Origin of the sequence: Microvirga sp. BSC39, from assembly GCF_000739015.1 — a bacterium.
In the GTDB taxonomy this organism is placed as follows: Bacteria; Pseudomonadota; Alphaproteobacteria; order Rhizobiales; family Beijerinckiaceae; genus Microvirga.
Genome location: NZ_JPUG01000031.1, coordinates 12348 through 27020 on the forward strand (window position 1 = coordinate 12348; position 14673 = coordinate 27020).

Below are 14673 nucleotides of genomic sequence, written 5' to 3' on the forward strand. Positions count from 1 at the left end.
CGATGACAAGCCGGCTCATTATTCACAGGCTAAGCAAGGGAGGCCTCATCTCTCCTGCGTGAGAGCACTTTCATGCCAGCGGCGGAGCAGCCGATGGCTGATGCCGGCGAGAAGGAGATAAAGTGCGATTCCGGTCAGGGCCAGGAGGACAAGGGCCGCGAAGAGGCGGGGGATGTTGAGGCGGTACTGGCTCTCGATGATGCGATAGGCGAGCCCCGAGCCTGCGCCGGCGGAACCGGCCGCCATTTCGGCCACCACGGCGCCGATGAGCGAGAGGCCGCCGGCGATCCGCAGGCCCGCCAGAAAGGCCGGCAGGGCGGCCGGGCGGCGCAGATACCAAAGGGCCTTGAGCCGGGACCGGAGACGCGCAAGCGGCTTGCGGGATGCAGGCGCGCCATAGAGCGCGAACAGTTCCATCAGGTTGCGGTCGACCGATTGCAGCCCGAGCATCGTGTTCGAGAGAACCGGAAAGAAGGCGACGAGCCAGGCGCAGGTGAGAACCGCCGCATCCTGCGGCATGTAGATCAGGAGAAGCGGCGCGATGGCGATGACCGGCGTGACCTGCAGCACCACGGCGAAGGGGTAGAGCGAGTATTCGACGATCCGCGACAGGCTCAAGAGGACGGCCAGAGAGACGCCGCCGAGCACGGCCAGGGCGAGGCCGAGAAGCGTCGTCTTCAGGGTCGTCAGCAGCGAAGCCTGAAGGAGCGGCCAGTCGGCCACCATGGTCGTACCGATCAGGCTTGGGGTCGGAAGGATGTAGGGCGGGATGCCGTGCAGGCGCACGATGGCCTCCCACAATCCGATCGCCGCCGCAAAGATCATCACCGGCAGGAGAACCCTCAGGGGATTGGAGGATGCGGGCATCATGCGCGCTCCTCCGCGTTCTGCTCCAGCAGGATCTGCGAGATCTCTCCGCACAGGGCCGCATAGCGGGGGCTGCTGCGAAAGGCCTTCTCCCGCGGCCCCGCGATTTCGCCGGCGACTTCCGCAACGATGCGGCCGGGACGCGGGGACATGACCGCGATGCGGCTCGACAGATAGGCGCTCTCATAGATGGAGTGCGTCACGAACACGATCGTGCAACGCAGATCGTGCTGCAGCTTGAGGAGGTCGTCGTTCAGCTTGAACCGCGTGATCTCGTCGAGGGCCGCAAAGGGCTCGTCCATCAGCAGCAGCCGAGGCTGCAAGGAGAGCGCCCGCGCAATGGAAACGCGCATCTTCATGCCGCCTGAAAGCTCGCGCGGATAAGCCTTGGCAAAATCCTGCAGGCCGACGAGGGCGAGGCTCTCGGCGATGCGCGCTTGCGCGTCGCGCCGCGATAGGCCACGCAGGCGCAGCGGCAGCCAGACATTGCTTGCCACATCGGCCCACGGCATGAGCGTCGGCTCCTGAAACACGAAGCCGATCTCGCTGCGGTGATCCTCGTGAGCCGAGCCCGGCCACGTCAAGCGCCCGGCGGTCGGCTCAGTCAGTCCGGCGATGAGGCGCAGCACCGTCGACTTGCCGCAACCGGACGGGCCGAGGAGCGACACGAACTCGCCCGTGCGAATGTCGAGATCGAATCCGGACAGCGCCGTCACGCTGTTAGTGAAGACCTTGGTGACGCCATGCAGGGAAACGAGCGTGGATGCGGGCGCGTTCATGGGATGCGGCGGCGCCGTGTGAGCCGGCACCGCACTCCTCTACTTTCTCAAGTTCATGCCCACGCCCTTGTTCACGAACTGGAGCGTGTAGGCCTTCCGGTAATCGAGATCCGGCTTGAAGAGACCGGCCTTCACCATCTTGTCGAAGAAGTCCTTCATGCGCGCATCCGTCATGGCGCCGATGCCGAGCGTTTGCGTGTCGCCGGAATCGACGATGCCGTATTCCTTCATCTTGGCATGGGAATAGGCCAGCAGCTCGTCGGTCATCTCCGGGTTGTCGCGCTTGATGAGCTCCTTGGCCTTCGTGTTGTCGCCATGGAGATAATTGTACCATCCGATGGTCGAGGCATCGATGAAGCGCTGCACGAGATCGGGATTTTTCTCAACCACCTCGCGGCGCGTCTCGACCGTGGTGGAATAGGTGCTGAAGCCATGATCGGCGAGTAGGAACACGTTGGGCTTGAAGCCTGCGGCTTTCTCGATGGTGAGAGGCTCCGACGTGACATAGCCCTGCTGCACGGCGCGTTTGTTGGCGATGAAGGGCGCCGGGTTGAAGCCGAAGGGCTTTACCTGCTCGTCCCTGAAGCCGTGCTCGGCCTTCATCCACTGGAAGAAGGTGGCGGCCGCATCCTTGGACAGCAGTATGTCGTTGGATGTTTTCAGATCCGCGAAGGTGTCGAGCCCCTGGCCGGGATGGCTCATGAGCACCTGCGGCTCCTTCTGGAAATGGGCCGCCACCACGATGGTGGGAATGTCCTTCTCCACCGCCGAGAAGGCCTGGATCATGCTGCCGCCCATGTAGAAGTCGAGCTTGCCGACGGTCATGAGCATGCGGTTGCTGGCGCGCGGGCCGCCCGGCACGATGGTGACCTTGAGGCCGTGTTTCTCGTAAGTGCCGTCGGCGAGAGCCTGGTAGTAGCCGCCGTGCTCGCCTTGCGCGAGCCAGTTGGTGCCGAAGGTCACTTCCGTCAGCGGCTGCGCCAGGGCGTTCCCGCCCCAGCAGGCTGCAAGCGCTCCCATGATCCAGGCGTTCAGCTTCATCGGCACTCACCTTCCGCTGGGTTAGGTCAACAGCCAGCTTTCCGAGGCACAGCTTCTGCGCGGTTCAGCTGTGCTTGGCAAGCGTGGTCGTCATCCCCGGCGGCCGGCGGCCGGGAAGGGGATCCACCGGCACGCTCGGCGCTATGGATTCTCTTCCCCTCCGCTACGCTCCGGCCGGGAATGACACCGACGGGATCACTCCACGAACCAGGGATACGTCCAGGTCTCCGTCAGGGCCCGGTTGCCGGCGCGCAGGAAGGCGCGCAGGTCCGTGGACTGGCCCGGCTCCAGCCGCACGTCGATGGCGGCGCGGAATCCGTCGATGTGGGGATTGGGCATGATGAATGTGTTGGTGATCTGGCCCGTGGACGTGGAGGGAACCAGCTGCACCTGCTCGGGAGCGCTGAAGTAATAGGACAGGTCGCCACCGGCGAAATCGACGATGAAGCGGCGATGGCGGGGATCGCTCGGCGCGTTCGAGCCGCTGGCGCGCGGTGGCGTCTGGAAGGTGTTCACCGCCTTGCCGCCCGGATGCATGCCACCGATGGCGGCCGCAGCCCGCAGACGGTAGGCAATGACCACTTCCTGTCCCGGTTCGTAAGGCCGGTTCGGCTGCCAATAGGCGACGATGTTGTCCTGGGTCTCGTCCGCCGTCGGGATCTCGACCAGTTCGACCCAGCCCTCGCCCCACTGTCCGACGGGCTCCACCCAGTAGCCGGGCCGCCGGTGGTAATGCGCCTCCAGGTCCTGGTAGTGCTCGAACACCCGGTCGCGCTGCATGAGGCCGAAGCCACGCGGATTGTTGTCGCTGAAGGACGAGATCGTCTTCTTGGCGGGATTGCGGATGGGGCGCCAGATCCATTCGCCGGCGCCCGAGTGGATGAGCAGGCCGTCGGAATCGTGCAGCTCCATCCGGAAATCGTCGGTAGGCTTCCGGTCGTTCTCGCCTTCGAAATACATGGAGGTGAGGGGCGCCAGGCCGACATTGTTCAGGGTCTGGCGCGGGAACAGCGTGGCCGTGACGTCGATGGTCGTTTCCTTCGACGGATAGATGTCGAACCGGTATGCGCCCGAGACGGAGGGGCTGTCGAGAAGGGCATAGATCACTGCACGGTCGTCGTTGGGCTTCGGCAGATCGACCCAGAACTCGCGGAAATGCGGAAACTCCTCCGCCTCGCCGCCTTCCACGTTGATCGCAAGCCCCCGGGCCGAGAGGCCGTATTTCTGGCCGGCACCGAGGAAGCGGAAATAGCTCGCGCCGAGAAACGCGATGAGCTCGTCCATCACCTTCGGGTCGTTCAGGGGGTAATGGAGCCGGAAGCCGGCAAATCCGAGATTGACGGGGAGCGGCCGCTCGATCTTGTTGCGGCCATAGTCGAACAGCTCCCGCTGGTAGGGCACCGGGGTCGGCACGCCGTCGCGGATGATGTTCACCGTCACCGGGCGCGGGTACAGGAAGCCCAGATGGAAGAGCTGCATCCGGAACGGTCCATTGCCCGACGCGAGCAGGGCCTTGTCGGGCCTGAATCGGATGTCGCGGTAATCGTCGAAGCTGAGCCGGTTCAGGGGCTCCGGCAGCTGGGAGGGCGGGGCCTCGAAGGGAGCCGTCGCCAGTTCGCGGGCCCGGCGCACCACGTCCTCGTAGCGGAAGGGATTGGGCTGCGGCACCCCGTTCTGCTGGGCCGAAGCCTGATAGCTTGACGCCGACAGCGCGGTGGCTGCGAGCAGGCTTTGCAGAAGGGTGCGGCGGGACAGGTTCATCATGGCGGTGGAGCGGTTCTCGTCTCGGGAAAAGGCGGGGCTCTGGAGCCCGGAATATGGGGCTTTACCTCTTATCCGTGTAGCTCGGCCGCTTAATGGAGGCTGAATGGTGATGCGGGCAAGACACAGCTCCCAGCAGGGTTAAAAAAATTCCCCGGGAGGGCTCAAAAAGTCTTGTGGTCCGGGCCGAATATGCTTATCTCCCGCTTGCCCAATTTCGCACGTGCCTGTGGTCGTGTGTCGGTTGGTGGGCATCCGGACAAGAGGCCGGACAGCCGCCCGAGAGCGCTCTAGCTCTCGATACCCCTAACCGGCAGCCGGAGGCGAAAACCGGCGTACCTCGTTCTCAACGGGGGACGCGACTTAAAGCAACGACGAACGGGCTTTTTTGGTCTCGTTGGCCCTCCAAAGGTCGACACCGAAGAGGCTTGTTTATCATTGCCAGGCGTGCGGATGGAGTATCCCCATCCAATCCAAGGCAGCATCGTCGGGTGAAGAGCCCATCGCGCTTGTCGTGTCTCCATCGCACGAAGCGGGATGCCATCTTCCCTCGCTGACGCCGGACGGCAGGAAGTCCTGATCGTCTGATCTTCAATCCGGAGGCTCCACAAGACCTCCATTGAACCTTTGGTGGGGAGAGCGCCATGACTCAGCGCATCCGTGAATTTCTGCGCAACCGACGTGAGGACGGCCCGTGCGTGGTCGTCGACCTCGATGTCGTGCGTGACAACTACTCGAAGTTTGCCCGTGCGCTCCCCGACACGCGCGTGTTCTACGCCGTGAAGGCGAACCCGGAACCGCAGGTGCTCAAGCTCCTGGCCGAGCTCGGCTCGTGCTTCGACACGGCCTCCGTGGTCGAGATCCAGCTTGCGCTCGACGCCGGCGCCACGCCCGACCGCATCTCGTTCGGCAACACGATCAAGAAGGAGCGCGACATCGTTCGTGCGCTCGAGCTTGGCGTGCGCCTCTATGCGGTCGACTGCGAGGTCGAGGTCGAGAAGATCGCTCGCGCGGCCGAGACGGCCGGCATTGAGGCCTCCGACGTGAAGGTGTTCTGCCGCATCCTGTGCGACGGCGCCGGCGCCGAGTGGCCGCTCTCCCGCAAGTTCGGCTGCGTGCCCGAGATGGCCGTGGACGTGCTGGAGCATGCCTATCGTCAGGGCCTCGAGGCTTACGGCGTGTCGTTCCACGTGGGCTCGCAGCAGCGCAACACCGAAGCCTGGGACCAGGCTTTGGGTTCGGCTTCCGCGATCTTCCGTGAATGCGCGCACCGCGGCATCAACCTGTCGATGGTCAACCTCGGCGGCGGCTTCCCGACCAAGTACCTGAAGACGGTCCCGATGGTCGAAGCCTATGGCGAGTCGATCTTCCGGGCGCTGTCGAAGCACTTCGGCAACCGCATCCCGGAGACGATCATCGAGCCGGGCCGCGGCATGGTGGGCAACGCCGGCATGATCGAAGCCGAAGTCGTCCTGATCTCGAAGAAGAGCCAGGACGAGGACGAGGTGCGGTGGGTCTATCTCGACATCGGCAAGTTCGGCGGTCTCGCCGAGACGATGGACGAGTCGATCCGCTACCCGATCCGCACGGAGCACGATCACGACCGCAAGGTGCCGTGCGTGCTTGCAGGACCCACCTGCGACTCGGCCGACGTTCTCTACGAGAAGGAGCCTTACCCGCTCCCCATCTCGCTGGAGATCGGCGACAAGGTACTGATCGAAGGCACGGGCGCCTACACGACCACCTACTCGGCGGTCGCGTTCAACGGCTTCCCGCCGCTGAAGTCCTACGTGATCTAACTCACGTCCTGCCTGTCCCGCGAAATGGGGCAGGCACCAACCCCAAAGAAGTTGTCCCGGACGGCCGGCTTGAGTTCAAGCCGGTGCGAGGGCTGTCGCTCACCCCACGTATTGGGAGGCCACGGCCATGATCACGATTCGCGAAGAAACCTTCCACGATGTCGACGCGCGCGAGGCGTTGCTCGATGCCTGCTTCGGACCCGCCCGGTTCCAGAAGACCTGCGAGCGCCTGCGCGAGGGCAGGCTTCCGGCCGACGGCCTGTCGCTCGTCATCGACCGCGACGGTGAGATCATCGGCACCGTGCGTCTGTGGCACGTCTCGGCCGGTCCGAATCGTCCGGCGCTGATGCTCGGCCCCATCGCTATCGATCCATCCGTCCAGAGCCTCGGTCTCGGCGGAAAGCTGATGCGCGAGGCGCTCAAGCGCGCGGGCCAACTCGGCCACAAGGCAGTGCTGCTGGTGGGCGATGCGCCCTATTACGAGCGCTTCGGCTTCTCCACGGAGAAGACCGGCTCGCTCTGGCTGCCGGGTCCCTACGAGCGCGGCCGCTTCCTCGCGCTGGAGCTTGAAGAGGGCTCTCTCGACGGCGCGCGCGGGCTCGTGTCCGCGACGGGTACGTTGGAGCAGAAGCCGGATCTCGGCGCTCTCGTGGCCGCTGCCGCGCAGGGTGCCTGGACCGGCCTGCGCTCAGCCCACTAACCGCTACCCTTCCGAGGGCCGCAACCGTGCGGCCCTCGGATTCGGCAGCACGAATGTGATGGCTGCCGCCGCCAGCATGTAGACAACGAAGCCGAGGCAGATCGCCTCCAGGCTGATTCCGGCATCGAACAGCAACCCGATGGCGCCGGGAGTCGCGGCCGATGCCACCACCATGATCGCACCTGCCAGCGCGCGGATCTTGCCGAGATGCGTGGTGCCGAACAGTTCCGCCAGCACGGCCGCGATCACCACGTTGGTGCAGCCCGAGGTGAGACCAATCAGCCCGAAGAAAACGAGCGGCAGAAACGGGGCGTCGAACAGGGCAAGCGTGAGGGATGCCGCCGTCATGCCGGCCAGATAGAAGTGGCTGAGCCGCACGGCCCCGAATCGGTCGACGAAACTGCCGGCCGACATGGCAACCACGACGGAGACCAGCGCGAAGAGCGTGATGCTGCTTGCCAGAAGCTCCAAGGGCCAGCCCTTCACCTCGGCGATGAAGCGCTGGTGGAAGAAGTAGGCCGTCATGATGGCCGGGTAGCCGATCATGGTGGGGACCAGCGCGAGAAAGCGCCAGTCGCGCAAGGTGTCGCTCCAGCGCGGCCCTGCCTCAGGTGCGATCTTTCTGCGCGCGGCCGCGCCGAGATCCGGATCCTTGCGTCCGATGAGAAGCCCGGCGAGCCAGCCGAGGCCAAGGGCCGCGATGATCGCAAAGGCAGCGATGCGCCACATGCCGGTCCAGCCGATAGCCGCGATCAGTGTGATGGCAAGAGCGGGGAAGAGTGCCTCGCCGGTCGGAAAACCGAGGGCCGCCACGCCGAGAGCCCTGCCGCGCACGCCCTCGTCGAGACGGGCAGTGCTCATCACGCCCGCATGGCTCAGCATACCCTGGCCGAAGAGGCGCAGGGCGAAGAGGCTCAGGCCCAGCATGATCACATTGGGTGCGAGCGACAGGCTGAGCGCCGCTGCCGCCAACCCGAGCATGGCCGTGGTGGCGTAGAGCCTAATATCGACCCGGTCGATGACGCTGCCGACCCAGATCATCAGCAGGCCCGAGGAAAGCGTCGCCAGGGAGTAGATGGAGCCGAAGGCGCCATGAGTCAGCCCGAAGGCATTGCGGATGTCGGGCCCCGACAGGGAGATGAAGAAGGTCTGTCCGAAGGAGGACAGGAAGGTCAGGGCGAAGCCCAGCCCGATCACGCGCCCATGGCGCATGAGAAGGTGGTGAAATTTCATCGGTCGCGGTCAGCCTGAAGATGCCAAGGCTGGCCATCATGAAGCCTTGTTGCACGATGTCGAGGGTCAAATCCGCATGGCAGGAATGACGTCCGTCACACGGCCTTCGCGGTCCTCAGGGAAATTGCCCTTTGATCCGCATCCGGGTTCCCAGGCATTGACCCCGGGGGCTCCTCAATCCTAGATGCGGCCGAATCCGCCATCCGGCGTTACCCTCTTTCCATCTCTGCTTTCGCAAGGAGACAGACCCGATGACCACTTGGCCCGTTCACGGTCGCATCAGCGGCCCCATCGTCATGATCGGCTTCGGCTCGATCGGCCAGGGCACCCTGCCGCTCATCGAACGCCACTTCGAGTATGACAAGAGCCGCTTCGTGGTCATCGATCCGCAGGAGAAGCACAAGGAACTGCTCGACGAACGCGGCATCCGCTTCATCCAGCAGGCCGTGACCAAGGACAACTACCGCGAGCTGCTGACCCCGCTGCTGACCGCAGGCGGCGGGCAGGGCTTCTGCGTCAACCTCTCGGTGGACACGTCCTCGGTCGACATCATGGAGCTTTGCCGCTCGCTGGACTGCTTCTACATCGACACCGTCAACGAGCCCTGGGCCGGCTTCTATTTCGACAAGAGCAAGGGGCCGGAAACGCGCACGAACTTTGCCCTGCGCGAAGTGACCATGGAGGCGCGCCGCCGCAATCCGGGCGGCACCACGGCGGTGTCCTGCTGCGGCGCCAACCCGGGCATGGTGTCCTGGTTCGTCAAGCAGGCGCTGGTCAACGTCGCGGGCGATCTCGGGATTGCCTATGACGAGCCCAAGAGCCGCGAAGACTGGGCGCGCCTTGCTCACCAGGTTGGCGTGAAGGGCATCCACATCGCCGAGCGCGACACGCAGCGCGCCAAATCAGAGAAGCCCATGGGGGTCTTCGTGAACACCTGGTCGGTGGACGGCTTCGTGTCGGAAGGCCTGCAGCCGGCCGAACTCGGCTGGGGCACGCACGAACAATGGATGCCGGAGAATGCCGGCACGCTCGGGCCGGACGCGCAGGCGATCTACCTGCTTCAGCCCGGCGCCAACACCCGGGTGCGCACCTGGTGCCCGACGCCCGGCGCGCAATACGGCTTCCTGGTCACGCACAACGAGTCGATCTCGATCTCGGATTATTACACCGTGCGCGAGAACGGTAAGGCCGTGTACCGTCCGACCTGCCACTACGCCTACCATCCCTGCAACGAGGCGGTGCTCTCGCTGCACGAGATGTTCGGCAGCGCCGGCAAGTTCCAGGAGGAGCAGCACATCCTCGACGAGAACGAGATCGTGGACGGCGTCGACGAACTCGGCGTGCTGCTCTACGGCCACGGCAAGAACGCCTATTGGTACGGCTCGCAGCTTTCCATCGAAGAGACGCGTCGCGTGGCTCCCTACCAGAACGCCACCGGCCTCCAGGTGACCTCCGCGGTGCTCGCCGGCATGGTCTGGGCGCTGGAGAACCCGAATGCCGGCATCGTCGAGGCCGACGAGATGGATTTCCGCCGCTGCCTCGAGGTCCAGATGCCCTATCTCGGACCTGTCAACGGCTACTACACGGACTGGACCCCGCTGACAGACCGCCCCGGCTTCTTCCCGGAGGACATCGATTCGTCCGATCCGTGGCAGTTCCGGAACGTTCTGGTGCGGTAAAACCCTTCATTGTCATCCCCGGCGCACGAAGTGCGGGAAGGGGATCCACTGACACGTGCTGTCGCCATGGATCCCCTTCCTCTCCGCTGCGCTCCGGCCGGGAATGATACCTGAGGAACGAGCATGCCCCATTTCGACGAATTCTACGCCAATAAGCTCCGCGGCGGACTTGGCGTCACGGATGCCGACACAGTGCTCGATCTGCGCGGCGCCTCACGGGAAAAGGCTGCTGCCTCGATCCAGGACATGCTGGAGCGCAGCCGCTTCGCTCAGGCCAAATCGGTCGCCATCCGCCTCGACCCTCCGCCGGAGGGCGGAGGCGAGACCCTGTTCCAGCCGGTCGGCAAGGCGCTGCTGGAGGCCAAGAAGCGTGGCTGGATCGACCGGCTGCAGACCCTGCCGGGGCAGGATGGTCTGGGCTTCTATGTGGTGCTCGCCGGCAAGCCGGAGCGCGAAGCCTGAGGACCCTCAGGCCTGAACCGCCTTCTGCGGCCGGCGCGGCCGCCGGAAGAGACTGCGCAGGAAGCCTGAGAGCAGAAGCAACCCGCCCCAGACCGCGATGAAGCCGGCGGCTGCCGAGATGACGCCCTCCTCTGTCACCGGCAGGGCCGGCTCGAAGTCACGAGATACGGCCTCCAGAATATCCGTGTCCCCGTCGCGGACCATCAGGGCGATCCGGGAAAAGGAGCCGGCTTCCATCATCGCCGTACGGTGCGCATCGAGGCGGCCCAGGCGCTCCACATTGGCCTGCATGGCCGCGCCCTGGCGGCTGACGAAATCGTCCGTGTTGGAGCGCAGGCGCGCGATGGCGCTCTCCCGCGTCTCGCCGCTGACTTGAGCATCCGCGTCGAAGCGCCGAACGATCTGGCGCAGCTCGTCGACCGCGCCGCCAACGCGCTGACGGTATTGCTGGGCAAATTCAGGCCCCTGGGAGGCGGTGGCGCCGCCGAGGAGCCCAAGGCCGAAGGCAACGATGCGGGCGATCCGGGGCAAGCTCGATCTCCTCAACCGTCAAGAGCGGCGAGGATATCCTGTTCCGCGACTTCGTCGATGGGCTTGGCGACCTTGAGCGCCCGGGTCTTTTGTCCCGGCTCCATCACCAGAATGACCGTCTCGAGCCCTGGGCAGCCGGGATCGTTGCAGGCAATCTCGTTGACCGCGAAGGCCGTGTCGGGCGCGGCCTGGAGAGCCGAGCGGGCGAGCTCCTTCACGCGGTCGACCGCCTGCTTGTCGGGTTTGGGCAGACCGAAGGTCCCCCGCATGAAGGCGCCGAAGAGAGCCACGGGCGACCTCATGCGGGCAGGGTCAGGACGCCGGCCTGACCGTCCTCGCATCCGAACGCAAGGCGCCGGCCACCCTTGTCCCAGGCCATGGCCGTGATCCCGCTGCCCTTGACGGCCGGGCGTACGAGAAGCTCGGAGGCATCGTTGAGGCGGATCAGCAGGATGCAGCCGTCCTCGTAGCCCACGGCAAGAACATAGGTGTTCGGGTGGAAGGCCACCCGGCTGACCTTGGCCGGACGTACGCCGCATTCCCGGGGCGCCTTGCCCATGGGGCCTTCCTTGGACTCGAAGGGCCAGATGATGGCGGCTTCCGCCCCGGAGGTGGCGAGCCATTTCCCGTCGCCGGACCAGGAGAAGGAGCGCGTCTTCGACGGATAGCCGCTCATGCGCATGTGCCCCTTGTCGGGGATGAGCCGCCAGCCATGGAGCGCGTTCTCCTGCATGGAGGTCACCACGAAGCGGGCATCCGGCGACCAGGTGACGTCGATGTGCGAGCCCTTCCATTCCAGGCCCTCGGGCTTCGCCTCCACGTTGGGAAACCACAGGGTGGCGCCATTGTAGTGGGAGATCGCCAGCCGGTAGCCCTTGGGCGCGAAGGCAAGGCCACGGGCCGTGGAGGGAGCCTCGAGAACCTTCTCGCGCCCCTTGTCGTCGCGGGCCATGACTTTCTTGCCGGCCGCATAGGCGAAGGCCCCGCCCGCATTGACGGCAAGCGCATCGATCCAGGCGCCTTTGCTTTCCGCCAGGGTTTTGGTGGAGCCGTCAGCACCCGTGACGGCGACACGGCCATCGTCGCCACCGGTGACGAAGCGCTCGCCGTCGCAGGCTCCGACCAGAATCCCCGCATCCGGGTGCGCCTCGACGCGATGGGTCTCGCCCTCTTTCGCCAGCACGACGCCGCCATCGCCGAGGCCGAGGGCCACTGTGCCCTTCAGCCAGCCGATGGCCGTCACATGCGCGCCTGCGTTCAAGGGCAGCACGCTTTGGGTCAGGGATGGAGCGGTTCCTGCGGTCATCGAGCAATTCCTTCAGATGGCTGCCCATAGCACACATCAGCAAAACAGGAGCAAGATCGTCGTAACGCCGGGGCCGATCCAAGCGGATCTCCGGAAGAGCTAAAACCTTTGCACCTTAGGCCGAGGGGGACGTTAGACCCATGATGCGCGTTCTCGAATCATGAGCGACATTATGCGGATTTTGCCTCTGATCACCCTTGCCATCGCGATCGCCATGCCGGCGGGCCTTGCCGCCCAGGAGCAGCGCGGCGCCACATCGACGAGGGAGGTTGTGAAGGCCGCCTGCCAGAGGGATGCCCGCCTGATCTACAGGACCGGCGACAAGACGCTCCCCGAGGTCCGCGAGCAGATGATGGCTGCTCGCAGAACCTATGTCAGGGACTGCCTGGCGAAAGGCAGTGAGGCTGCCAGTTGAGCCGCAGGCCTTCTTCAATTCTTCCCGGTTCCCTTACGCCACGCAGGCCAGGAAGCCTTCGCGGATCGCTTTTTCGTTCAGGTCGCGGCCGATGAACACAACCTTGGAGGTGTGCTTCTCGCCCGGCTTCCACTCGCCCTGCACGTCGCCGTCCAGGATCATGTGAACGCCCTGGAACACGAAGCGCTTCGGCTCGTCCGGGAACGCCACGATCCCCTTGCAACGCAGGATGTTCGGACCCTCGACCTGGGTCAGGTTCGAGATCCACGGCATGAACTTCTCCGGATCGACCTCACCATCGTGGTGCACGGAAACGGACTGCATCTCCTCGTCGTGATGATGGTGGTGGCCTTCCTCCAGGAAGTCAGGCTCGATCTCGATGATCCGGTCGAGGTCGAAGGCCTTGCGGTCGAGCACCTCGGAGATGGGAATCGCCGCGTTCTGCGTGCGGTGGACCTTGGCGTAGGGATTGATGGCGCGGATGCGGGCCTCGACCTCGTTCAGCTCCTGCTCGTTCACGAGATCGATCTTGTTGAGGATGATCACGTCCGCGAACGCGATCTGGTTCTTGGCCTCGGGCGCGTCCTTGAGGCGATCCGAGAGCCACTTGGCATCGGCCACCGTCACCACCGCGTCGAGGCGGGCGGCGTCGGAGACGTCCTGGTCCATGAAGAAGGTCTGGGCGACGGGGGCCGGGTCGGCGAGGCCCGTGGTTTCGACGATGATGGCGTCGAACTTGCCTTTGCGCTTCATCAGCCCGTCGAGGATGCGGATCAGGTCGCCGCGCACGGTGCAGCAGATGCAGCCGTTGTTCATCTCGAACACTTCCTCGTCGGCGCCGACGACGAGCTCGTTGTCGATGCCGATTTCGCCGAACTCGTTGACGATGACGGCATATTTCTTGCCGTGCTGCTCGGTGAGGATGCGGTTGAGAAGGGTGGTCTTGCCGGCGCCGAGATAGCCTGTGAGGACGGTGACGGGGATCTTGTCGGTCATCGCGTTCATCCGCAACGTTCATCCTCCCCTTGAAGGGGAGGATCGGCCGAACAGGCCGAGGTGGGGTGGAAACACCAAACTGGATGAGGTCGCGCAGCCACCCCACCCCGGAGCGCTTGCGCGCTCCGACCCTCCCCCCTCAAGGGGAGGGTGGATTGATCAGCTCGACAGTGCCGCGCTGAAGGCTCTTATATTGTGTCTCATCATGTCAATGTAAGTGCCGGCGGGACCGCCTGCCTCGGACAAGGCGTCGGAATAGACCTGGGACCCGACTTTGGCTCCGGTCTCCTTGGCAATCCGCTCCATGAGGCGGGCGTCCGACACGTTTTCCACGAAGACGGCGGCGATCTTCTCCCGCTTGATCTGCTGGATGATCCGGGCCACGTCCTTGGCGGAGGCCTCGGACTCGGTGGAGACGCCCTGGGGCGACACGAAATCGATGCCGTAGGCATCCTCGAAGTAGCGGAAAGCGTCGTGGGACGTGATGATCCTGCGGCGGTCGGCGGGAATGCTGGCCACGAGGCCCTTCACTTCCGCCTCGAGCTCATCGAGCTGCTTGAGATAGGCGCTCGCATTGGCCTCGTAGGTGTCCTTGCCCGGCGCATCGGCGGCGATCAGCGCATCCCGGATGTTCGCCACGTAGATCTTGGCATTGCCGATGCTCTGCCACGCGTGAGGGTCGGATCCGCCATGGCCGTGGTCGTGTCCGTGACCATGGCCGCTATCCTCGCTCTTCAGCGGCTTCACGCCCTTGGCGGCCTCGATCCTGGCAGCCTTGGTGCCGGAGGATTTGACGAGCCGGTCGATCCAGCCCTCGAACTTCAGGCCGTTGGTGAAAACCACCTTCGCTTCCGTCAGGCGGCGTCCGTCCGCCGGTGTCGGCGAATAAACATGGGCGTCGCCGTTGGGGCCGACGAGAGTCACCAGTTCGATGCGCTCGCCGCCTACATTGCGCACCATGTCGCCGAGGATCGAGAAAGTGGCCACGACCTTCAGCTTCTCGGCCGTCTGAGCGGCTGCCGGAAGCGAGAACGCGGCAAGGGTGAGGCATCCTGCCAGCCAGGATACGGCAGATCTTCTCGTCAGCATGGGTCAGTCCTTTTG

At 64.8% G+C, this 14673-nt stretch carries 15 protein-coding genes; 5 read left to right on the plus strand and 10 right to left on the minus strand.

Annotated features, from left to right (window positions below; translation table 11 throughout):
- Positions 1-45: 45 nt before the first annotated feature.
- The 4 genes from MA07_RS03775 to MA07_RS03790 form a co-directional block, all read right to left on the minus strand.
- Positions 46-867, minus strand: a complete 822-nt coding sequence (locus MA07_RS03775) for an ABC transporter permease subunit (protein ID WP_052002820.1) — start codon at positions 865-867, stop codon at positions 46-48.
- Positions 867-1646: an ABC transporter ATP-binding protein gene (locus tag MA07_RS03780; protein WP_036347191.1), complete on the minus strand. Its 780-nt coding sequence runs from the start codon at positions 1644-1646 to the stop codon at positions 867-869. Before MA07_RS03780 ends, MA07_RS03775 begins: the two co-directional genes overlap by 1 nt.
- A 39-nt stretch (positions 1647-1685) precedes the next feature.
- Positions 1686-2687: an ABC transporter substrate-binding protein gene (locus MA07_RS03785; protein ID WP_036347193.1), complete on the minus strand. Its 1002-nt coding sequence runs from the start codon at positions 2685-2687 to the stop codon at positions 1686-1688.
- Between the two features lie 195 nt (positions 2688-2882).
- Entirely contained in the window at positions 2883-4451 is a 1569-nt protein-coding gene (locus MA07_RS03790; RefSeq protein WP_152568709.1) for a glucan biosynthesis protein G, read from the minus strand.
- A 641-nt stretch (positions 4452-5092) separates the two neighbouring features.
- Between MA07_RS03790 and MA07_RS03795 the strand changes: the two genes are divergently transcribed.
- The gene (locus MA07_RS03795; protein ID WP_036347195.1) at positions 5093-6247 is read left to right on the plus strand and encodes a type III PLP-dependent enzyme; all 1155 of its coding nucleotides are present in this window, start codon (positions 5093-5095) and stop codon (positions 6245-6247) included.
- 127 nt (positions 6248-6374) lie between these two features.
- A complete protein-coding gene (locus tag MA07_RS03800) occupies positions 6375-6947 on the plus strand; it encodes an N-acetyltransferase (RefSeq protein ID WP_036347197.1) in 573 nt (190 codons plus the stop codon).
- A gap of 3 nt (positions 6948-6950) precedes the next feature.
- On the opposite strand, the gene MA07_RS03805 is transcribed toward MA07_RS03800, so the two are convergent.
- Complete coding sequence (locus MA07_RS03805; RefSeq protein ID WP_081928763.1) at positions 6951-8180, minus strand: MFS transporter; 1230 nt, start codon at positions 8178-8180, stop codon at positions 6951-6953.
- Between the two features lie 251 nt (positions 8181-8431).
- Between MA07_RS03805 and MA07_RS03810 the strand changes: the two genes are divergently transcribed.
- Both MA07_RS03810 and MA07_RS03815 read left to right on the plus strand, forming a co-directional pair.
- A complete protein-coding gene (locus MA07_RS03810; RefSeq protein WP_036347199.1) occupies positions 8432-9859 on the plus strand; it encodes a homospermidine synthase in 1428 nt (475 codons plus the stop codon).
- 123 nt (positions 9860-9982) lie between these two features.
- A complete protein-coding gene (locus tag MA07_RS03815) occupies positions 9983-10321 on the plus strand; it encodes a hypothetical protein (protein ID WP_036347202.1) in 339 nt (112 codons plus the stop codon).
- A gap of 6 nt (positions 10322-10327) precedes the next feature.
- On the opposite strand, the gene MA07_RS03820 is transcribed toward MA07_RS03815, so the two are convergent.
- From MA07_RS03820 to MA07_RS03830, 3 genes are read right to left on the minus strand one after another with little or no spacing between them, the layout of a single operon-like run.
- Positions 10328-10852, minus strand: a complete 525-nt coding sequence (locus MA07_RS03820; protein WP_036347204.1) for a DUF2937 family protein — start codon at positions 10850-10852, stop codon at positions 10328-10330.
- Positions 10853-10863: 11 nt separating this feature from the next.
- Positions 10864-11142 carry a hypothetical protein gene (locus MA07_RS03825; RefSeq protein WP_244445148.1) on the minus strand — a complete coding sequence of 93 codons (279 nt, stop codon included), beginning with the start codon at positions 11140-11142 and terminating at the stop codon, positions 10864-10866.
- Between the two features lie 8 nt (positions 11143-11150).
- Positions 11151-12158: a WD40 repeat domain-containing protein gene (locus MA07_RS03830; RefSeq protein ID WP_036347206.1), complete on the minus strand. Its 1008-nt coding sequence runs from the start codon at positions 12156-12158 to the stop codon at positions 11151-11153.
- A 172-nt stretch (positions 12159-12330) separates the two neighbouring features.
- On the opposite strand from MA07_RS03830, the gene MA07_RS03835 reads away from it, so the two are divergent.
- Entirely contained in the window at positions 12331-12573 is a 243-nt protein-coding gene (locus tag MA07_RS03835) for a hypothetical protein (RefSeq protein ID WP_036347208.1), read from the plus strand.
- Positions 12574-12606: 33 nt separating this feature from the next.
- Here MA07_RS03835 and MA07_RS03840 read toward each other — a convergent pair whose 3' ends face one another.
- Positions 12607-13569, minus strand: coding sequence for a GTP-binding protein (locus MA07_RS03840; protein WP_152568710.1), 963 nt, complete (start codon positions 13567-13569; stop codon positions 12607-12609).
- Positions 13570-13728: 159 nt separating this feature from the next.
- Positions 13729-14658, minus strand: a complete 930-nt coding sequence (locus MA07_RS03845; RefSeq protein ID WP_036347213.1) for a metal ABC transporter substrate-binding protein — start codon at positions 14656-14658, stop codon at positions 13729-13731.
- Between the last annotated feature and the right edge of the window lie 15 nt (positions 14659-14673).